This is a genomic window from Acinetobacter portensis (assembly GCF_009372215.1).
Lineage (GTDB): Bacteria > Pseudomonadota > Gammaproteobacteria > Pseudomonadales > Moraxellaceae > Acinetobacter > Acinetobacter portensis.
In genome coordinates, this window is sequence record NZ_LWRV01000113.1 from 1 (window position 1) to 22508 (window position 22508).

18 protein-coding genes are annotated in these 22508 nt (G+C 36.6%); 11 read left to right on the plus strand and 7 right to left on the minus strand.

The window, feature by feature from the left end:
- Window positions 1-151 precede the first annotated feature (151 nt).
- From apbC to dcd, 5 genes are all read left to right on the plus strand, one after another.
- Window positions 152-1390, plus strand: coding sequence for an iron-sulfur cluster carrier protein ApbC (apbC, locus tag A6M14_RS13420; RefSeq protein ID WP_152875741.1), 1239 nt, complete (start codon window positions 152-154; stop codon window positions 1388-1390).
- Window positions 1391-1589: 199 nt separating this feature from the next.
- Window positions 1590-1763, plus strand: coding sequence for a hypothetical protein (locus A6M14_RS14145; RefSeq protein WP_171500296.1), 174 nt, complete (start codon window positions 1590-1592; stop codon window positions 1761-1763).
- Between the two features lie 205 nt (window positions 1764-1968).
- The gene (locus A6M14_RS13425; protein WP_152875743.1) at window positions 1969-2391 is read left to right on the plus strand and encodes a hypothetical protein; all 423 of its coding nucleotides are present in this window, start codon (window positions 1969-1971) and stop codon (window positions 2389-2391) included.
- A 255-nt stretch (window positions 2392-2646) separates the two neighbouring features.
- Complete coding sequence (locus tag A6M14_RS13430; RefSeq protein ID WP_152875744.1) at window positions 2647-3240, plus strand: LysE family translocator; 594 nt, start codon at window positions 2647-2649, stop codon at window positions 3238-3240.
- A gap of 124 nt (window positions 3241-3364) precedes the next feature.
- Complete coding sequence (gene dcd, locus A6M14_RS13435) at window positions 3365-3934, plus strand: dCTP deaminase (protein WP_152875746.1); 570 nt, start codon at window positions 3365-3367, stop codon at window positions 3932-3934.
- 128 nt (window positions 3935-4062) lie between these two features.
- Here dcd and A6M14_RS13440 read toward each other — a convergent pair whose 3' ends face one another.
- From A6M14_RS13440 to A6M14_RS13455, 4 genes are all read right to left on the minus strand, one after another.
- Window positions 4063-5778 (minus strand): proline--tRNA ligase, encoded by a 1716-nt coding sequence (locus tag A6M14_RS13440; RefSeq protein WP_152875748.1) that lies wholly within the window; start codon window positions 5776-5778, stop codon window positions 4063-4065.
- Between the two features lie 109 nt (window positions 5779-5887).
- Window positions 5888-8992, minus strand: a complete 3105-nt coding sequence (locus A6M14_RS13445) for an efflux RND transporter permease subunit (RefSeq protein WP_152875750.1) — start codon at window positions 8990-8992, stop codon at window positions 5888-5890.
- 17 nt (window positions 8993-9009) lie between these two features.
- Window positions 9010-10128 carry an efflux RND transporter periplasmic adaptor subunit gene (locus tag A6M14_RS13450; protein WP_152875751.1) on the minus strand — a complete coding sequence of 373 codons (1119 nt, stop codon included), beginning with the start codon at window positions 10126-10128 and terminating at the stop codon, window positions 9010-9012.
- Between the two features lie 40 nt (window positions 10129-10168).
- A complete protein-coding gene (locus tag A6M14_RS13455) occupies window positions 10169-10717 on the minus strand; it encodes a hypothetical protein (RefSeq protein WP_152875752.1) in 549 nt (182 codons plus the stop codon).
- A gap of 367 nt (window positions 10718-11084) precedes the next feature.
- On the opposite strand from A6M14_RS13455, the gene pilG reads away from it, so the two are divergent.
- The 6 genes from pilG to A6M14_RS13485 all read left to right on the plus strand — a co-directional run bounded on the left by pilG (window position 11085) and on the right by A6M14_RS13485 (window position 19981).
- Complete coding sequence (gene pilG, locus A6M14_RS13460) at window positions 11085-11468, plus strand: twitching motility response regulator PilG (protein ID WP_152875753.1); 384 nt, start codon at window positions 11085-11087, stop codon at window positions 11466-11468.
- Between the two features lie 27 nt (window positions 11469-11495).
- Window positions 11496-11864 (plus strand): response regulator, encoded by a 369-nt coding sequence (locus tag A6M14_RS13465; protein WP_152875755.1) that lies wholly within the window; start codon window positions 11496-11498, stop codon window positions 11862-11864.
- Window positions 11865-11867: 3 nt separating this feature from the next.
- Window positions 11868-12398, plus strand: a complete 531-nt coding sequence (locus A6M14_RS13470) for a chemotaxis protein CheW (protein ID WP_152875756.1) — start codon at window positions 11868-11870, stop codon at window positions 12396-12398.
- 58 nt (window positions 12399-12456) lie between these two features.
- Entirely contained in the window at window positions 12457-14526 is a 2070-nt protein-coding gene (locus A6M14_RS13475; protein WP_152875758.1) for a methyl-accepting chemotaxis protein, read from the plus strand.
- A gap of 156 nt (window positions 14527-14682) precedes the next feature.
- Window positions 14683-19515: a hybrid sensor histidine kinase/response regulator gene (locus tag A6M14_RS13480; RefSeq protein WP_152875759.1), complete on the plus strand. Its 4833-nt coding sequence runs from the start codon at window positions 14683-14685 to the stop codon at window positions 19513-19515.
- 4 nt (window positions 19516-19519) lie between these two features.
- On the plus strand, window positions 19520-19981 hold the full coding sequence (locus A6M14_RS13485; RefSeq protein ID WP_152875761.1) for a hypothetical protein: 462 nt from the start codon (window positions 19520-19522) through the stop codon (window positions 19979-19981).
- 72 nt (window positions 19982-20053) lie between these two features.
- On the opposite strand, the gene dapE is transcribed toward A6M14_RS13485, so the two are convergent.
- The 3 genes from dapE to A6M14_RS13500 form a co-directional block, all read right to left on the minus strand.
- Window positions 20054-21187: a succinyl-diaminopimelate desuccinylase gene (gene dapE / locus A6M14_RS13490; protein ID WP_152875763.1), complete on the minus strand. Its 1134-nt coding sequence runs from the start codon at window positions 21185-21187 to the stop codon at window positions 20054-20056.
- Between the two features lie 118 nt (window positions 21188-21305).
- Complete coding sequence (locus tag A6M14_RS13495) at window positions 21306-21455, minus strand: entericidin A/B family lipoprotein (RefSeq protein WP_152875764.1); 150 nt, start codon at window positions 21453-21455, stop codon at window positions 21306-21308.
- A 121-nt stretch (window positions 21456-21576) separates the two neighbouring features.
- Window positions 21577-22431: a DUF1853 family protein gene (locus A6M14_RS13500; protein WP_152875766.1), complete on the minus strand. Its 855-nt coding sequence runs from the start codon at window positions 22429-22431 to the stop codon at window positions 21577-21579.
- Window positions 22432-22508 lie beyond the last annotated feature (77 nt).

The window sequence follows — 22508 nt, forward strand, 5'->3', positions numbered from 1 at the left end:
TTGATTTATGACGGAAGTCTAATGTAGTAAATGAATAAATCCAACTGTTTTGATAGGATTTTTATAAACAGTGCTGAACTTTACTTAACCTTAGCCTAAATAATCGTTAAACTATGACATTCTGCTGTATATCCAGACTTGGAGTAATTGTATGTCGTGGCTTTCTTCACTTAAATCTGTCTTTTCACCTGCCAAAGGGGTGAATGAAGAAGAAATCCAAAATGTGCTTCAAAATTACATTTTGCCAAATTCGACAAATCAATTAAAAGATCGAATTACGCAAGTAAATGTAGAAGGCCATACATTGCAAATTACAATTAATACAGTGCCTGCTGAAGCAGATGATTTGCAAAAAATCCATGATGATTTAGCGGATGCTTTGGAAAAATGTGGCATCACAGAATTGAATATGCATGTGATTCAGCAAAAAACAGGCAGTTGTGGTCACGACCATAAAGAAGGTGAAAGCTGTTCAACGCCTAAGCCTGAAACAGCAAAAAATAATTTACCGCCTGTCGTGGATGCATCGGGTTCAGCCAAAGCAGAAGAAGATCCGAACAATCCACCTATTCAAAAAGCTGCTCCACAACAACGTGATGTGCCAAAACATCCACGTATTCAAAATGTGATTCTGGTTTCATCAGGCAAAGGTGGTGTAGGTAAATCTACAACAACGGTGAATATTGCACTTGCACTTCAAAAGCTTGGTTTAAAAGTGGGTGTATTAGACGCAGATATCTACGGCCCAAGTATTCCGACAATGTTAGGTAATGCAGGTCGTACACCAATGATTGAGGCAGAACAATTTGTTCCTATTGAAGCATATGGTATGGCAGTGCTTTCAATTGGGCATTTAACAGGGGATAACAATACACCTGTGGCTTGGCGTGGTCCTAAGGCAACAGGTGCGCTTATGCAGTTGTTTAATCAAACATTGTGGCCAGACTTAGATGTACTTGTGATTGATATGCCACCGGGTACAGGTGATATTCAATTGACACTTGCTCAGCGCATTCCTGTAACAGGTGCGGTTATTGTGACAACACCACAAAACGTTGCCTTGCTTGATGCGACTAAAGGTATTGAGTTATTTAACCGTGTACAAATTCCTGTCATGGGTGTGATTGAAAATATGTCGACACATATTTGTTCGAACTGTGGTCATGAAGAACAAATTTTTGGTACAGGTGGTGGCGATAAACTTTCTGAACAATATCAAATTCCATTACTTGGTCGTTTACCGTTAAATGCATCTATTCGTGAAAATGCCGATGCAGGTAAACCATCTGTTATTGTGGGTGATGCTGCAGCAGAAAACTATATGGATATTGCACAAAAAATTGCAGGCAAATTATCAAAAGTTGAAAAAGATCAAAGCCGAATTTTCTAATTTTGTGTCATTTTTAACGCAATTTAAAAAGCTCATCAGATGATGGGCTTTTTTTATGTGTAGAAAATTAGATTGCAAATTAGTTGATTAATCCACAATCCGACAAGCGGTTAAAAAACACCTCATTTTGTGATTATTTACTCTAATTTTAATTTCTAGAATATGAGTTCTCCCTAATCATGAAAAGAGTGTATTGAAAATGATGACTCAAAAAATTCTAGCTACTGTAATTTTTTCACTTAGTGCCGTGGCTTTCAATGCTTCAGCAGCAATCATTAATAATGTAGATTTTCCTGCTGAGTTTGTTCAAGCAAAAGACAAAGTTGCTTCTGCCGATCAAGAGCAAGTAACCGCTGCTGATCATGCAAAATAAAACTTAAGTTTTGCAGAGATTAAAGAGGGCATTAGCCCTCTTTTTTATTGTAGATTTAACATATTGATGAATAAAAAATCAGTTAAATCATAAAAATAGTTAAATTTACAATTCAGTTACATTTGTTTCACAAGTAATTCTTATTTTCAGCGCTTAATTCCCGATATTGAATAACACCCATATCTATTTTGTTTTAGGCATTCACATGAAATCTATCATTAAAGCTTTAGTTCTTAGTTTATCAACAGCAATTGCTGTACCTACTATGGCAACAACTACATCTGCACCAACGTTGAAACAAGTAGCAACTTCTGTTGCACAGCAAAAAACTGCTGAGAATAAAGATGTTCAAAAAGTAAATGCACAAAAACAAGTAGCATTAAAGAAAGCTGAAAAGAATAAAAAAGCCCTTGCTGACAAAGAGTTGAAAGAGCAAAAAGCAGTTCAAGAAAAGCTAAATAAGGCAAAAGTAAAAGCAGATAAGCAAGCGGCAAAATCAAAAGCGAAACAAGAAAAAAATCAAAAAGCCTTAGCGGAAAAACAAGCAAAAGCACTGAAAGAAAAAACAAAAGCAGATCAAAAAATTCAAATGACAAAAGATATTAAAAAATCTGTATTTACAGGTTAATATTTTTTTAATCATTAGATTAAATTGATTTAAAAGACCCAAAGATTGGGTCTTTTTTTATATTTGTATGAAAATTAAACACTATGACTTTGCAGTCTATATCGTAATAATAAGAGTGAATCCATGCCTAATGTATTGATAATCATCATTATATTTAATTTTTTGTTGCAATTAGATAATTCCGCTTACAATTGATTTTTTGCTAAGATTTATCAACTGATCTATTCTTCGCTGATTCTCAGGTGAGGTCTTTATATGATTTCATGGTTATTTATCGGTTTAGTGGTGACTATTCTTTTAACACCAGGGCCAACAAACACGTTGCTTGCATCGTCAGGTATACAAGTTGGCATACGCAAATCTTTCCGATTAATTCCTTCTGAAGCATTTGGCTATCTTATTTCAATTACGGCTTGGGGTTTCCTTATTGGAAAAGTTGCTGCGTATATGCCGTTACTCCCTGTAGTTCTTAAATTATTTAGTGCAAGTTATATTATTTATTTAGCGATTAAACTTTGGCGTACAGCAAATGTTGAAGTGAGTTTTAATCAGCCGACCATTCGTGCACGAGAGTTGTTTGTTGCGACTTTGCTAAATCCTAAAGCTTTATTATTTGCTTCGGCAATTTTCCCAGCAATTGCATGGCTGAACATTAATTATTATGTTTCACACATGCTAACATTCTTATTACTTATTGTGCCTATTGCATTTTTTTGGACATATATTGGTTCTGTATTGGCATCGAATAAAATACGTTGGTTAAATCAAACCAATTTGCAAAAAACAGCATCTTTGGTCTTACTTAGTTTTTCAATTCCGCTAAGTTATTCTGCAATTTTAAGCCTTTGATGCGATATTCATCTCATTCCTTGAATTGAATTTCTTGCAAGATGCATAGACTTATTTTCATTAAGCTAGATTTCAGTTAAAGTACTTCGCAGTGAATTATTTAGCATTATTTGGATAGAACTCAATGGCAATTAAATCGGATCGCTGGATTCGCGAAATGAGCGAAAAGCACGGCATGATTGAACCGTATGCTGAAAATCAAGTCCGTTTAGATGAAAATGGTCAAAAACTGATTTCATACGGTGTTTCAAGCTATGGTTATGATGTACGTTGTGCGCGTGAATTTAAAGTTTTCACAAATGTACATTCTGCAATTGTAGATCCGAAAAACTTCGATGATAAATGTTTTGTCGATATTGAAGCAGATGTTTGTATTATTCCACCAAACTCATTTGCCTTAGCGCGTACTGTAGAATATTTCCGTATTCCACGTAATGTGTTAACGGTTTGCTTGGGTAAATCTACATACGCACGTTGCGGTATTATCGTGAACGTAACACCACTTGAACCAGAGTGGGAGGGTCACGTGACTTTGGAATTCTCAAATACAACAAACTTACCTGCTTATATTTATGCAGGTGAAGGTGTTGCACAAATGTTGTTCTTTGAATCTGACGAAGTATGTGAAACATCTTATAAAGACCGTGGTGGTAAATACCAAGGTCAAACAGGCGTAACTTTACCTAAAGCTTAATGTTTTAAATAAAGTAAAAAATCCCGCTATTTAGCGGGATTTTTTATGTCATGCAGTTTTATATTTTGATCTTTTAACGTCCTCAATTGAAAAAATTAAAAGATCTATAAAACTGAATATTTCAGATTTTACTTGGCAAATTTTGCAAGCAATTCTTCTTTGGTTAAGTTCGTAGATTCTGCATCTGTACGACCTTTATATTCGAATGTACCTGCATCCAAACCTTTTTCGCCAATGACGATACGGTGTGGAATACCTGTTAATTCGATGTCAGAGAATTTAACCCCTGGACGTTCGTTACGGTCATCAAGAAGTACATCAAAACCTGCCGCTTGAAGTTCTGCATAAAGTGCTTCAGCAGCTTCTACAGTGCGTGGAGATTTATGTGCATTCATTGGAACAATCGCAACATCAAAAGGTGCAATGGCAGCAGGCCAAATAATACCTTTGTCATCGTAATTTTGTTCAATTGCAGATGCAACCACACGTGTTACACCAATACCATAACAACCCATTGTCACAACTAAAGGTTTACCATCATCACCTAATACTTTACAGCCTAAAGCTTCTGAGTATTTTTGACCCAATTGGAAGATGTGACCCACTTCAATACCACGTTTAATTTGAAGTGTACCTTTACCATCAGGAGATGGATCGCCTTCAACAACATTGCGTAAGTCATAAACTTCTGTGAATTGTGCATCACGTTCCCAGTTTACGCCTGTAGCATGTTTGTCTGCTTCGTTAGCACCTGCAACAAAGTCAGAAAGCACAGAAGCTGCACGGTCAATAATTACGGTTAAGCCTTTTTCAACTAAACCTTGAGGACCGCAGAAACCAGGTGTTAAACCAAATTCAGCAATTTGTTCTTCAGTTGCAAAAGTAAGTGGAGATGCAATTAAAGGATGTTTTTCAGCTTTAATTTCATTCAGTTCGTGATCGCCACGAATGAACAATGCAACAACAGGTACTTTTTTACCTTCTTCTGCTACACCTTGAACTAATAATGCTTTAACAGATTGAGCAGGATCAGATTTTAAGAATGTAGATACATCTGCAATTGTTTTTTGATTTGGTGTTTCTACAATTGCTAATGCTTGAGTTGGTGCAGCACGCTCACCAACAAGAACAGCTTCAGCCATTTCTACGTTCGCTGCATAATCAGAATCTGTAGAGAATGCGATATCGTCTTCACCACTTGAAGCCAATACGTGGAATTCGTGAGAACCTGAACCACCAATAGAACCTGTATCTGCTTGAACAGGGCGGAAGTTTAAGCCTAAACGTGTGAAGATTTTGCAGTAGGCATCGTACATCACATCATAGGTTTCTTGTAATGATGCTTGGTCTACGTGGAAAGAGTAAGCATCTTTCATAATGAATTCACGTGAACGCATTACACCAAAACGTGGACGAATTTCGTCACGGAATTTTGTTTGTACTTGGTAGAAGTTAGCAGGAAGTTGCTTATAACTTTTCAATTCGTTACGTGCTAAGTCTGTAATGACTTCTTCGTGTGTAGGCCCAAGTACAAAGTCGTTGCTATGGCGGTCTTTAAAACGTAATAATTCTGGACCGTATTGCACATAACGACCCGATTCTTCCCATAAAGATGCAGGTTGCGTTACAGGCATAAGTACTTGAAGAGAACCTGCGCGATCCATTTCTTCGCGAACAATCGCTTCAACTTTATTTAATACGCGAACGCCCATCGGCAACCAAGTATATAAACCTGAAGCCAATTTACGAATCATCCCCGCACGTAACATGAGCTGATGTGAAATAACTTCAGCATCATTTGGGGTTTCTCTTAACGTTGCAAATAAAAAGCGACTCGCGCGCATGGAAACTGTCCTAATAAATTTTGCGTGAAAGCAAAGAGTATACAATAAAAAATGAGGTGAGAATTTGTCGATCTCACCCCAATATTTTGCCAAATATGGTCAAGGGAAATTATGACATGATTTTTTTAGTTTGACGCATCATAAAGTTTTTAAAATCGTCTAAATAGGTAAAAATCACAGGAACAACGACTAAGGTCAGTAGGGTGGAGGTAATAACGCCACCAATCACAGCATGTGCCATAGGCGCACTTTGTTCACCGCCTTCGCCTAAACCAAGTGCAAGAGGTACCATTCCCATCACCATTGCACTTGTGGTCATTAAAATTGGGCGCAAACGTGTTTTACCTGCTTCAATAATAGCATCGTATCTGCTTGTGCCTTTATCCATTGCTTTTTTAATAAAGTCGATGAGTAATATGGCATTTTTAGTGACCAAACCCATCAGCATGATAATGCCAATAATAGAGAACAAGTTCATGGTCGAATTGAACAAGAACAAGGCAAGAAATACACCAATGAGCGATAAAGGCAACGATGCCATAATTGCCGCAGGATGTATAAAGCTATTGAATTGTGAACCTAAAACAATATAAATAAACACAATAGAAAGGGTAATTGCCGTTAAAGCATAACCTGCCGATTCTGCCATGTCTTTGTTTGAGCCTTGAGTATCGAAGCTATAACCGACAGGGAGTTTGAAATCACTTTGAATTTTTGCAATATCTCCACCAATGTCACCTGTAGGTCGTCCTGATGTATTTGCTTCTATCAAAATTTCACGAGATAAATCACGACGATTAATCTGTGATGCACCAAGTGTTTCATCAAATTGGGCAACAGATGCTAAAGGAATCAGAATTGGATTGTTATCTGCATCAGTTTTTTGCGATGTTAAATACATGTTTTGAACATCGCTTGGTAAGCGACGTTTGTCTTCATTTAAACGCAGATTTACATCGTAAGTTTCACCATTTTCATCTTGCCAAGAAGTCACATCATCACCTGCAATAAGCGGGCGAACAACGTTGGCAATTTGATTCACTGAAAGTCCTAAGTCACTTGCTAAAACCCGATTGATTTGAACATTTAAGGTCGGTTTCGGTTCTTTAAATGAACTTTCTAAATCGACAATACCATCGACTTTGGAAATTTTAGCCATAAAACGATCTGAAATTTTTTGTAGTTCGTTTAAGTCAGGGCCTTTAATTGAAATCATCACTGGTTTTTTGCCACCTGAAACCACTTCATCTGCCGATGCAATTGAGGTAATGGTAATCCCTGCAACCGATTTTAAGCGTTCACGGAATTCGTTATTTAACGCATTGAGTTTTTGTGTGCGTTCAGAACGAGGGGTTACAGAAACACGCAAACTCACATGATTTTTGCCGCGATCTGTTGTGCTATTGATAGAACCATAAGTGGTTTTTACTTCAGGATGCTGACGAATAATGGCATCGACCTGTTGTAATTTTGCTTGTGAATATTCTAAAGATGCATTTACAGGCGTTTCGAATTTAATGCGAATTTCACCTTTGTCGGGTACAGGTACAAATTCTGTTCCGACAAATTTAGAGAGTCCTAAAGCGCCAAATAAAGAAGCAACGGCTATTAATAAAGTGATGAAACGGAACTTTAAGGCAAGTTTTAACAGTTTTTCATAGTGTTCGTTTAAATTGTCGAGTTTGCGTGAAATCCAATCGAAGAATTTTTGTAGTTTGTTTGGCTTTTTATTTGGATTGTGCTTTTCTGCCCAATGTGCTGAAAGCATTGGATCTAGGGTAAAACTAACAAACATCGAAATCAGAACAGCTGTGCTTACCGTCACACCAAATTGATAGAAGAAACGTCCAATAATACCGCCCATAAAGGCTACAGGTAGGAATACCGCAACAATCGTCAGGGTTGTAGCTAAAACAGCAAGACCAATTTCCTTGGTGCCATCTAATGCCGCAGTTACATGATCTTTGCCCATATCTGCATGGCGCACAATGTTTTCACGCACCACAATGGCATCATCAATAAGTAAGCCAATACTTAAAGATAGTGCAAGTAGTGTCATCATGTTAATGGTGAAACCAAATGCCCATATAAAAGCTAATGTACCTAAAAGGGCAATAGGTAAAGTCAAACCTGTAATGATGGTAGAGCGGAATGAACCAAGGAAAAGTAGAACAATCAATATGGCTAAAACAGCACCTTCTACAATGGTACGAGCAACATCTTTAATACTGCCTCGAATTCCTTTAGAACTGTCTACAACAACTTTTGCGGTTGTGCCTTTTGGAAGTTGTTCATTTACAGATGCTAAGGTTTTATTCATGTTGTCGACAACATCAATCACATTAGAATCTGAGCTTCTTAATATATCTACGGCAACGGCAGATTGACCATTCAGATAAGCACTCGATTCCATTTCAGCTTGGCTGTCTTCAACGTTTGCAATTTGTTTAAGATAAATGGGCGCATCATTTTTATTGGCAACCACTAAATCGCCAAAGGCAAATGGATGAATGACTTTTGATTTAATTTCGACAACAAGTTCTGAATTGGCTTGTTTCAGCGTTCCACCGGGCAGATCAATATTTTCAGATTTAAGTGTGTTGATAACTTGATCTACACCAATGCCAAAACTTTGTAGTTTTTGTGGATCGACCTGAATACGAATTTGTCTTTGTGCATCGCCTAATAAGTTGACCGTACCAACACCAGAAACAGTTTTGAGTTGCGGGATAATACGTTGATCTAAATAAGAGCTTAAATCTCGTAAGGACATCGTATTCGATTCAAATACAATCGACATAATTGGGCTTGTTGTCGGGTCGTATCGTTCGACAATGGGGTCTTGAATTTCATCACGAAATTCGGCAGAAACAGGTGCAACTTTATCTCGAACATCTTGTGCTGCAACAGATGAAGAAACATCTAAATTAAATTCTGCAATGATGGTCGATAAGCCTTCACTTGATTGTGAAATGACTTGTTTAAGACCTGAAATCGTATTGATTTGGTCTTCCATTTTTTTTGTAATTTCAGATTCAACGGTTTCGGGTGATGCACCCGGATAGTTGGTATAAATTACGACAAAGGGGAAATCGACATCTGGAAATTCTTCCACGCCCATGCGTTGCCAAGACGATAAACCCAATACCATCAAACAGAACATCATCATGATCGTAAAAACGGGATACTTCACACTAATTCGGGTTAACCACATAATATGTATCCTAATTTTTAGTTTTTACTCATGACCACTTCTTTATGAATGTCCTGATCTGTGAATTTAATTCGACTGACCACATCATTTTGTTGTAAGCCTGAAATGACTGCAGTGTTTTCATTGTAGCGTTGTTCAAGAATTTGAATATTTGCCTTGGTGATTTTGTTTTGGCGAATTACCCAAACATAAGGCTGAGTTGTTGCATTTACAATTGTATCGAGTGGGATAATTTGTCCTGAAATTTGCGTAGATGAAACAATATTTCCATCAACAAATGAACCAATACTTAATGAGTTAATGGTCGTTGTTGGTTTTGCAAAGAACTCAATTTGGCGGCTGTTTGAATCTGCAATCGGGGAAATGCGCTGAATTGTGCCAGTAAGTTTGTTGGCATTACCTTGAATATTAAACTCAACTTTTTGACCAAATTTTAGTGCAGATTGAGCATCGCTTGGAACTTTGGCTTGTAATTCGAGTTCATTGATATCGACAATTTCAAAAAGAGTTTGTCCCGCGCTCACGGTTTGACCTGGTTCAACTTGACGTTTTGTAATCACGCCATGAATAGGACTGGTAATTACACCATCTTGATTGGCTTTTTGTGCAATATTGACATTGGCTTGCTGCGCACGCGCGTTTTCCAATTGGCTTTTATAATCAAGTTCACTTTGCTCATATTCAACACGTGAAATAAATCCCTGATCTAATAAACGCTTTTTACGTTGCATCATGCTTTTTGCTTGATTGGCTTGTGCTTGCGCAGAATTTAAGTTCGCTTGAGATTGGGCTAATCGAGCTGCATTGTCTTGATTATTTAAGCGTACAAGAACCTGTCCTTTAGATACAGTTTGACCGACCTCTGCATTGACTGTAGTGGCAGTCGCAGTTACTTGAGCTTGAATACTACTTTGATTTACTGCACGAATTGTGCCTGTAAAAGCAGTTTTTTCAATTGAATTGCCTTGCTTAACTTGAATTAAATCTGCCTGAATAAGTTCAATTTTATTATTTTGTGCTTCTGTTGTTTTTGGTGCATCTTTACTACAAGCACTTAAAGCGATACATACACATAGCGTAGTCATACGAAGAGGCGTACATAAATGTGTTTTTAATAATGTTGCTTTAGCGTGCATTAATTCATCCTTTGATGGTAGAAGCGCTTTAAAATTCAATTTATTCAATTACTTTTAGTCGTGCAATAATTTTGTCGTACTCTGCCTGTGTATTTAGGTAACTAACTTGTAATGATTGAATATTTTGTTTCATAGAACTTAAGTTGTTTAGATTGTAAGCGAGATTGTTTTTCAAATTAGCAGGTACTGCTTTACCTTTACGTGTAAATTCCATTTCTTCACGCTTAAATTGAACCCGATCATTTTGTAATTGTTTTAATTGTGTTTGTTGATAATCGATTTGTTTTTTTATCGCTTGTAATGCCACATTACGTTTTTGAGTCGCAATATTACTATTGTTATATGCTCTTTTTAATTTTTGATCATTTTCATGTTGCTTTGCTTGTACTGCACGTTGTGGTGCTTGTTTTAAATCTGCTTCTACGCTGTAAGCTCTATTTTTCTGAATGACTTGCATATTTTTATCTAAAGCTTCATAACCATGGCGAATATGCGCAGGTGTAACAGTAGAACTAATATTGGCAATACCACGACTATCGTAATATCTATACCATGCTGCTTTATTTGGATTGTTAGCAAAACTCATCATAGGGTATAGGCTAAGTATGCTTAGGATTAAAATTCTTTTAATTTTGAGATTACATATTTTAATTATGCAATTGGACGTATGCTCATGCCAGTTCACTTTTTTCCCCAAGATAAAGTTGACTAAATTGCTTATTTTAAAGTAATAATGAAGCTATTTTAGAATAGTTTCATCTATATTAACTTTATATCACTCAAAAAAAAATCGTTGAATCTTGTAAAGTGTGAAGCTGTTGTTGTATTGCTGGTTAAAGTGTAAATTTATGAAGAATAAGTTCATTGAAACTGCAAGTAAAGATATGTTAAAAATGCTTACAATCTGTAATGAATTACAAATTAATCGCTTATCCAAAATGGGAAGGGTCAGTTAAATGGACGATAAATTGCAAAATCTTAAAGTCATGGTAATTGATGATTCAAAAACAATTCGTCGTACTGCAGAAACTTTATTGCAACGCGAAGGTTATGAAGTTGTTACAGCTGTAGATGGCTTTGAAGCATTGTCCAAAATTGCTGATGCAAATCCGGATATTGTATTTGTAGATATAATGATGCCACGTTTAGATGGTTATCAAACTTGTGCGCTCATCAAAAATTCACAAGACTACCAAAATATTCCTGTCGTTATGCTATCGAGTAAAGATGGTTTATTTGATCAGGCTAAAGGTCGTGTTGTGGGCTCAGATGAATATTTGACAAAACCATTTAGCAAGGATGAATTGTTGAACGCGATTCGTAATCACGTTTCGGCATAATCTAAATGGCTGTTCTTGGGGAAAATTATGGCTCGAATTTTAATAGTAGATGACTCACCAACCGAAACATTTCGTTTTAGAGAAATCTTAACTAAGCATGGTTTTGATGTGATTGAAGCTGTAAATGGTGCAGATGGGGTAACGATGGCGCAAGCTGAATTACCAGATTTAGTACTTATGGATGTGGTGATGCCTGGTGTAAATGGATTCCAAGCAACTCGTCAAATTTCACGTGGTGCATCAACAAAACATATTCCAATTGTCATTGTAAGCACAAAAGATCAAGCAACTGACCGTGTTTGGGGAAAACGTCAGGGTGCAAGTGATTATTTAACGAAACCAGTCGATGAAAACCAACTAATTGATGTGATTAAACAACACCTCAATGCAGGATAAAATATGGCAGCGAATGGATTTATCGAATTACTTCGGTTGTCCAAGCGTGGCAATAAAAACTACGCTTCAACTGAAAATGAAGTAAACCGATGGTCAGGCATTGCTTTTGAAATGATGGGGCAATATTTTGTTGCTCCGCTTGGGGAAGTTTCTGAGGTAATTTATCCACCAAAATATACGCTTGTTCCAAATACGCAACCTTGGGTTGTGGGACTTGCAAATATTCGAGGAAGATTGCTCTCAATTTCTGATTTATCTCATTACGTTTCAGGTAAAAAAAGTCAAAATACTCAAACTCAAAAAGTGATGTGTATTAGCCATAACGACCATTATGTCGGTTTAGTTGTAGATCAGGTTTTAGGAATACAACACTTTAATAAGAAAAGTTTCTTTTCTAAACATGAGAATTTAGAAACGAATTTACAAGAATACTGTCAAGGTTATTTTCAACAACATAATCAACAGTGGAATGTTTTTTTATTTAGTCAATTATTAAAGAATCCTAAATATCTGAATGCATCAATGAATTTTTAAAATTAACAATCGTAACCTTATTTTGTAAGGCTAAAGTTTGTAATCGGGGGAAAGCTGAATGGGCTTTAAGTTTAAAAAGAAAAAAACGGGTGAAGTCAGTCCAAAAAAAGAATCTGCATTGGCGAAAAAACTTCAACCGCAAATTGATCAATACGCGCGTGTATTTGGCGATACAGACAAGTCAAAACCGTTACTTTTAGCCGCAACAATTGCTTTAGTGATTGCTGCAATCAGTCTTTTTTCACTGTTTTATACAGTACCCCATTCAAATAATTTGACTCAAAGTTTGGGTGATTTACGTTTGTTATCTCAAACAGTATCTCGTCAAGCGACTGAGGCAACAGCTTCTGGTACAAAAGAATCGATTGATAAGTTGAAAAATCTACAATCAGAATTCAATCGTAATTTGGAAATTGTAAAAAGCGGTCACTCGGCTACAGCAGAACTTGAAGCTGTTGAAAATGACTGGTTTAAAGTATCAAAAAATATTGATTTGATTGTTTCACAACAAAAATTCATTAATACCTTATACGATACAAATATTGCAATTGGTGAAGCGATTCCAGGTATTCAAGCCGAATATAACTTGATGGTTGACCAAATGGCACGTCAAAACTTGCCAAGTAGTCAGGTGGTTATTGCAAAAAACCAAGTATTCCTTGCAGAGCGTATTTTACGTTCTATTAGTTCTGTTTTGGTTGGGGTAGAAAACTCGCGTGAATCTGCCGATGATTTTAGTGTTGATACAGAAACCTTTGGTTCGTATTTAAAAGCGCAATTAAATGGTAGTGCAGAATTAGGTGTACAGCGTATTTCGGATGCCGATTTACGTGCTTCTTTAGAAAGTATTGAAGCTGACTATGACAATGTATTGAAATCTGCTGCGTCAGTTGTTTTAAAAAACTCGAATCAAATTGTACAAGTTCGTAAAGCATCTTCTGAAATTTTTGCAAAATCGGATGAACTACTGAAAAACTTGAGTCAAATTTCTAACGGTTCAGGTTTATACATTATTGTTCCTGCAATTGTTCTAATTTTGGCACTTGTTGCGTTCTTAGTGGTTGTTTATAAATTATTAACACTGCGCGGTGTTTCAGACAAACAACGTGTAACACGTTTACAAGATGAATATGACCGTAACCAAAACGCAATTTTACGTTTACTTGATGAAATTGCCGATTTAGCAGATGGTGACTTACGTTCTTACGCAACGGTATCTGAAGATTTTACAGGTGCAATTGCCGATTCTATTAACTTCGCCATTGACCAATTACGTGACCTTGTATCGCGTATCAATGATACATCTCAAGAAATTGCACAATATACTGCGAACACGCAGGGCATTACCAACCAGTTAGCTGAAGCATCTGAACATCAGGCGCAAGAAATTGCAGGCGCATCTGCCGCAATTAATGAAATGGCATTGTCTATTGACCAAGTATCTTCAAATGCCGATGAATCTGCTTCGGTTGCGGAACGCTCTGTACAAATTGCCTCAAATGGTGCAGATGTTGTAAACCGTTCTATTGATGGTATGGATATCATTCGTGAACAGATTCAAGAAACCTCTAAACGTATTAAGCGTTTGGGTGAATCTTCACAAGAAATTGGTAACATCGTTGCCCTCATTAACGATATTGCAGACCAAACGAACATCTTGGCATTGAACGCTGCAATTCAAGCGTCTATGGCAGGTGAAGCAGGTCGTGGTTTCGCCGTGGTTGCCGACGAAGTACAGCGTCTTGCAGAACGTTCAGCATCTGCAACTAAGCAGATTGAAAGCTTAGTTAAAACCATTCAAACAGATACCAACGAAGCCGTTATATCAATGGAACAAACGACTTCAGAGGTTGTACGTGGTGCGAACTTATCTAAGGATGCTGGTGTTGCCTTAGATGAAATTCAAACGGTATCAAACAACTTAGCGAAGCTCATTGCAAACATTTCCGATGCAGCAAAATTACAGTCTGCATCTGCAAGTCATATTGCAACAACGATGAACGTTGTACAGGAAATTACATCGCAAACGACAAGTGCTACTTTTGATACAGCACGTTCGGTATCTGAGCTTGCAGGTATGGCAGAATCATTACGTGAGTCTGTAACTGACTTTAAATTACCTGAATAGGGCTTAACAGCTTGGGGAAGATGTATCTACTTTTCGAGGTGGGTACATCTATTCAGAGATGAGTATTTATGCTGTAAGTATTTTTAGAGTACAGCATGATCACGACAGATTCAGTTTAAGTGCCTTTCGGTGCGGATAACGTAAGAAGCCTTAGCTATGAAAGAAATATTAAAAAATTTAGTTGAATCGACAACGCTTCCTGAAGATAGCTATCTTGAGCAAGATCAAGAAATTTTAGAAATTTTTGTTGAAGAAATTGAAGAAATCTTCGAAGAGCTCGATCCATTACTTGCTTCGTGGTTGGAAAATCCAACAGAACAGGAATTGTTAAAGACCATACGTCGCCATTTCCATACTTTAAAAGGTTCTGGACGTATGGTGGGTGCGCGTTCGGCTGGTGAAATTGCATGGGTTGTTGAAGATCTTTTAAATCGTGTTTTAGCAGGTGCGGTTCAAACCGATAAAAAAGTAGAGCAGTTTGTTGCGACTGTTTATCACATTTATAAATACAAACTTTATCCGCTCTTTAAAAATGTACAGCCGACACAAATAGACTTAAGACCTTTGGTTTTGATGGGGCAAAGTTTACAGCAACAAGAAAGTCTTGAACCTGCACTTGACGATTTATTGCAATTAGCATCAACGGTAAATTCAGAAGATGATTTAACTGGATTAGAAATTGTTATTGATAATGCTGTTGTTGATGGCTTAGAGATTGAAAATTTTGAGGCGATTGAGCCATTCGTTGAACATGTAGACGTAAATGAAACGATAGAGCCTATTTATTTTGCTGAAGACATTAAAGATATTGAGCAGAATGAAAACATTAATTTAAGTGAAATTTCAACAGAAAAAGACACTGAAGAAAGTGCATTGTTGGCAGAAACAATTGACATTTTCATTGAGGAGGCTGAAGAACATCTTATTGTTATTCATGAGTTTTTAAGCAATGAAAATATTGCCGAAAAAGATTATAACAATCTAATTCGCGCATTGCATACATTACGTGGTAGCTCAACCATGGTAAATTTAGACCATGTATTTGATGCGAGTACCAAAATAGAACATCTGTTTAAAACCTTGGTAGACGATGGTTTAGACGTTAGCTATCAAGAAATGTCTGCATTGCTGAAATATTCAGACTTTATTCAAGATTATTTAGAAGAACTTAGCCAATCATCGAGTGAGAAATTACAGTCAATTTACGACAATTTTGTGCAGGATTGGAATCAATTCGAGTTTGTAGAAAGATCAAATGAAATTGTAGAAAGTACACAGGGTATTGTGACTCGATTGATGGATTTGAATATCGATCGATTATTAGATGCAGAATTCGAATTTGATCAATTGGCGAGTGATGAAAATTATTTACGTGAGTTAAGTCATCAAGCGCAATTATTGGTCGATGGAACGCAAGTTAAAGCTGCGGAAAGTATTCATCATCTCACGCAAGAGCTGAAAACGGCTTATGATGCACTTTTAGATAAACCACAATTATTACATTCAGATTATGCGTACGATGTATTTAATACAGTACATCAAAAACTGATTTATTTATTCGATCATCTAGCTTCAAGTCAGCGCGTAAGTTTGTCTGAAGATGATTTATCTGCGTTACAGAATTTATCTGTATTTGTTCAGCAAGATATTGAAAATATTCCAGTTAAAACAAATGAAATTCAGCAAAATCCAGCACTTGACTTAAATCAATCTTCTATTGGTTTAATTGATTCTGCTCCTGAAATTTTGGCTTTTGAACAGCCAGAGCTTCAAGTTGAAAAGTCAGAAGAAATTCATTTTGATTTCAATCAATTAAATTTTAATGTTGAACCTTTAGCTGTTGAGAAAACTGAAGAAACGACTGTTTTAAATGATTCAGTTTTAGATCTTCAAGTATCTGAACCAAGCTCAGCTTTAAATTTAGCGCAGTTATCTCAGCGTATTGCATCTGATCGATTAGCTGTAGATTCAGAACTCACCAATAGAGACTTCGATTTAGATTTACTTGATATTTTCCTTGAAGAAGCCGATGAACTTTTAAGCTCTATTGATGAAGAAGTCGATACTTGGTCTAAAGATCACGAGAATAAAACATCTTTAACTAATTTAATGCGTTATTTGCATACCTTAAAAGGTGGCGCAAATATGATTTCTGCAAAAAATATTGGCTTAATAACGCATAACTTAGAAAGTATTTATGAGCGTTTAATCAATAAACAGTTTGAAGCATCACCTGCGTTAATGAGTGTTATTCGTTTGGTACAAGATGATGTTTCAGATCGTATTCAAGCAATTCGCGATGAAACGATTGATTATCCCGCAACAGAAACAGTCAATATTCTTCAAAATATTGTCGCGATTACACAAGGTCAAGAGATTGTCAGCACGGAAAGTGTTGCTGAAACAATGACAACAATTGATCTTGAACCTATTCAATCGCTTCAAGATAGTGTTGAAACTGCAATTGATCATTCTATTTCAATTGAAAAAGATAGCATTGAAAGTCATGAAGTCGCATTCGAAACAACCGAAAAATTATCTTTCGATGTAGATGAAATACTAGAGCCAGTTGAAGAATTTAAAGCACAAAGCTTGGTGGATGAATCTGAAATTTCTGATGGCTTTGTAAAAACTGAAACACATTCTGAAGAGCAAAGTCTGCATGAAATTGCAGAGGAGTCTTTCTTTGAAGAAGCAGAAGAGCTATTAGAAACGACTGAAAGCTTAATCCAACAATGGATTGATAACAGAAGTAGTCGTAGTATTTTACTTCAATTACAACGTGCCGCGCATAGCTTAAAAGGTGGCGCACGTATGATTGAGGTAGAGCCTGTTGCTGCAATTGCATATCAACTTGAAAATACATTCGAACAGTTTGCATTCCATCAATTTAACTCAAATGCTTATGACAATTTATTGTTCACAACGGTTGCATGGTTAAAGCAGGCAATCTTTAAGCGTGATTACAGTAATTTTGATGGTCTAAACGCAAGTTTAGCTGCAATAGAATATGTAGATGTCACCGTACAACTTCCTGAAAGTGTTGCACAATTAGATGTTATTGATACTGTAGCGACCTTTGAATTTGTTCAAGGTGATGGTACAGAACCACCTGCAATGTTGGGTGAGTGGAATGATGTTAATCAAGACGACAACAGTAATGAGATGATTCGTATCTCGGCAGATCTTGTCGAGAAAATGATTGATTTATCTGGTGAAAACTCGATTAACCGTTCACGTGTTGAAATGGAACTTAGCCAATTTAACGGTACTTTGTACGAGATGGAACAAGCGATTCAGCGTTTAGCTGATCAGTTGCGTCGAATGGAAGGTGAGCTTGAATCACAAATTATTGCAAAACATGGTAATGAAAATTCACGTTATGCAGACTTTGACCCATTGGAGATGGATCAATATTCATCTTTAAACCAATTGTCAAAATCGCTTGCCGAATCAACATCCGATTTGGTCGATTTCAAAAATACGTTGGCAGATAAAATTCGTGGTGCGGAAGGTCTGCTATTACAACAATCACGTATTCAATCTGAAATTCAAGAAAGTTTGATGCGGACACGTTTGGTACCATTTTCACGTTTATTGCCACGTCTACAGCGTATTGTGCGTCAAACAGCATCTTCATTGAACCGTCCAACAGAGCTTGTCGTTCATAATACAGAGGGTGAGCTAGACCGTACTACGCTTGAACGGTTAGTGACGCCATTTGAACATATGCTTCGTAACGCAATTGACCATGGTATTGAAGATCCTGAAGTTCGATTGGCTGCGAAAAAACCTGAAGTTGGTTTAATTGAGTTAAATATTAGTCGTCAGGGTACAGATGTAATTGTAACGTTTAGCGATGATGGTAAAGGTATTGATGCTCAAGTCATTAAAGAAAAAGCATTAAAATTGGGCTTGATTACGCCGGATCAAGATCTCGATCAACAAGAAATATTGCAATTTATTTTCCATCCTGGTTTTAGTACTGCGAAAGAAGTGACGCAAATTTCAGGGCGTGGAGTTGGTCTAGATATTGTACAAAGTGGTATTAAAGCATTGGGTGGTCACGTTACGGTAACTTCGACACTCGGTAAAGGAACAGCATTTAGTATTCGCGTACCAACAACAGTTGCAGTTAGTGATGCATTGATGGTGAAGGCGGGCGATCAACAATTTGCATTACCATTGGCACAAATTGAACGTATTGTACGTATTGCACCTGAAACACTAGAAGCATACTTCAATAGTAAAGATGACTATTTTAAAATTGATAATGAAAGTTATAAATTACGTTATATTTCAGAATTTATTAGCAATCAGCCTGTACCACGCCTGAACAATGTTGGACACTCATTACCTGTTATTCTCATTAAAGGCAGTGCTGGTCAAACCATTGGGTTATTGGTCGATCAACTTGTGGGTTCACGTAGTCAAATTGTGGTAAAACCAATTGGTCAGCAATTCTCTAAAGTGGATGCAATTGCGGGTGCAACCATTATGGGGGATGGTCATGTCTGTCTTATTTTAGATAGTCAAGGTATCGCAAGACAAGTTCAAGCAACTAAGCGTCAATTAGTAAGCTCTAAACAACGTGAAATTCAACGTAATAATGCACGTCAATTAGTGATGATTGTCGATGACTCAGTGACTGTACGCAAGGTAACAACCCGTTTGTTAGAGCGTCAAGGCTACGATGTTGTCACAGCAAAAGATGGTGTAGATGCTGTTGAGCAACTGGAAAATGTGAAACCAGATCTTATGCTGCTAGATATTGAAATGCCACGTATGGATGGTTTTGAGGTAACAAGCCATGTGCGCCATCATGATCTTCATCAAGACTTGCCAATTATTATGATTACTTCACGTACAGGTGAAAAACATCGTGAACGTGCATTTAGCTTAGGTGTATCCAACTATATGGGTAAACCGTTCCAAGAAGCAGAGTTACTAGAGAACATTGAAACTTTATTGGCAGTAAAACAGGGGTGATTAAATGAGTCAAAATTTAGTAAGTTCATCGCTGATTGATCAAATTAGTCAGCAAGAGTTACATCATTTAATTACGGTATCGACAGGTTTTATCGATGCATATATTGTTGAATGTCATCATAAAGCACCAATGCTTATCCCTCAGAATATTGTACTGTCAGCACTTGATAGCCCAACAAAAGTGAAAACAGTCGATTGGCATGAATTGAATTTGCCTGTTTTTTCTGTGTGTGATCCAAATAAAATATTAGGTGTGGCTTTGGTCATTGAAGGCGATGATGTCGATCAACGCTTTGCCTTAATGTGCAATGAAATGCCCGAAACAATTCGTTTGCGTATTTCTGAAATTGTAGATGATGAACGAGAAAATACCGATGCAACTATTTTCCAATATGTGAAAATGGGTGAAATGGACTATCACATTCCTCATTTGGGGAATATTCAAAGTTCACTTGGAATTAAATAAGCAGCATCTTTAAAAGTAAAAAAGGAACTCAATGGAGTTCCTTTTTTTTAATTTGAATTTTTATTGTCTAAATTAAGCCAAAAGATTTTCTAAAATTTGTTCATAAATTTCAGAGAGTGGCTCTAAATCATCGACATTTACATGTTCGTTAATTTGGTGAATGGTTGCATTCAATACGCCTAATTCAAGCACTTGTGCGCCTGTAGGTGCAATAAAGCGACCATCTGATGTGCCACCGCTTGTAGAAAGTTCGGTCTCAACACCTGTCACATTTAAAATCGCACTTTTCGCAGCATTAACAAGTTCACCGACAGGGGTTAGGAACGGTAAACCTGAAAGTGTCCAAGAAATATCATATTCAACATTATGACGATCTAAAATTTCTAAAGTACGCGCTTTAAGTTCTTCAGCTGTTACTTCAGTTGAATAACGGAAATTAAATAAAGTATTTAATGTGCCAGGAACAACATTGGTCGCGCCTGTGCCTGAATTAATATTTGAAATTTGGAATGTAGTTGCAGGGAAGTATTCGTTACCGTTATCCCAAACAGTTTCACATAATTCAGCAATTGCTTTAGATACTGTATGAATAGGGTTCACTGCAAGGTGTGGATAGGCAACATGACCTTGTTTGCCTTTCACCGTTAAATTTGCATTTAAAGAACCACGACGACCATTTTTAACAATATCGCCTAATTTATTTGTGCTTGATGGTTCACCCACTAAACACCATGTCATTTTTTCATTACGTGCTTCTAAGGTTTCAATAACTTTAACTGTACCGTTAATTGACGGACCTTCTTCATCAGAAGTAATTAAGAATGCAATAGAACCTTTATGATTCGGGTGTTTTTTGATGAAACGTTCGGAAGCAATCACCATTGCCGCTAATGCAGTTTTCATATCTGCACTACCACGGCCATATAACTTACCATCACGAATTTCAGGCGCAAATGGATCTGAATTCCAAGCATCTAAGCTACCTGTTGGTACAACATCTGTATGACCTGCAAAACAAAATACAGGAGATTCTGTGCCTTTACGCGCCCAAAGGTTATCTACATCATCAAAACGCATGTTTTCAATATTGAAACCAATTTTTTCTAAGCGTTTTGCCATAATATCTTGGCAAGTATGATCAATAGGGGTCACCGAAGGTTGGCGCAATAATTGTAAGCTAAGCTCAAGAGTTTCAGACTGAGTCATACCAATAAAAACACATCAAAAAAGTCAGCCTATAATAGGCGAAACTGAAACATAAGGGGAGTTTTTAGATATAAAAAAACCCTATCAACGATAGGGCTCTGTCGTCATATAGAGTAAATTATTTTCTACTGATACTATCTGATGTTTTTTCCGCAGTGTTCGTTACAACGCTTCCGGCTTTAGAAACGTCTTTACCCACACCCTTTACGGTATTACAACCAGTTAATACAAATGCAAGTGCGATTGAAGCTGCAATAATTTTTTTCATAATGTGTTCCATACCTTTAGGTTAAATTTTTATTACCTTTTTAGATTAAAAAATAAACTAAAAAGTAGTGTTGATATTTTATGGTTGTTTAGTAAGCAAATGTAGCTGATAAATTCAGCATTTAAGGTGTTAATAAATGAGTATTTCTATACATATAATGGTGTTGGTTTTTACGTTGAAAATATAAACCATCTGTCCACCAGCGCGCAGTTTCACTGGTTTTCTGTAAATCTGGACAAATCCATTCTTGACGGCTTAAACGATAAAACTCTTCAGATGGAGGCAAGATAGTCGTTCCCCAAGTGCCTAATCGTCTAGCAGGATTAATCCATGCTGGGTGCATTTCATTTAAATGGTATTTAGGTAAAAATAATTGACCTTTCATGACTGCAAATTTATGTGAAATTTCTTGTCCTAATACATGACTAAATTGAAATTGTTTTTGTGTGAAATGATTTAATTTACGTGCAAAAGTATCACTTCTATTTAAGCCATACCAAAAGGGAAGCGAAAAATCTTTTTCTGCTAAATAGTATTTAAGTGCAACTTCCCAATGTTCAATTCGGTTTTCTTTATTATTGAATATAAGGAAATCGAGTTCACCAACAGTTTTTGGTCCATCTATAATTTGAATACTATGTTCTATTAATTTGTAATAATGATATTTGTCATCTAGTAACCAAAACCAAAAGAACATTTCAAAACGTAAGCCTAAACGTGTACTTTTTAATTTAGATAGAAAAATATCGAGTTCTGTACTGTCTAAGTCGAGCTGCTCTAAGCGACTTTCATAGTTTTTATAGTGTTCTTGCCAATGTTCATTTGTATGTAAATTAAAGGAATGAGCAATACTGAGCTCTGATGGAATACTCGATAAAATATTCGGACTTGCAATTGCAAATGCAAGTTGACGAACAATAGGTTTTTTATATTTTAGCCAAGGTTCTACGAATAAAGATGTTTGAGCGTATGGCATTTAAAATCCAAGCTAAAAAGTGCAGAAATGCAACGGATAATCATTTAAAACCACTTATACTACAAAAATGAGATACG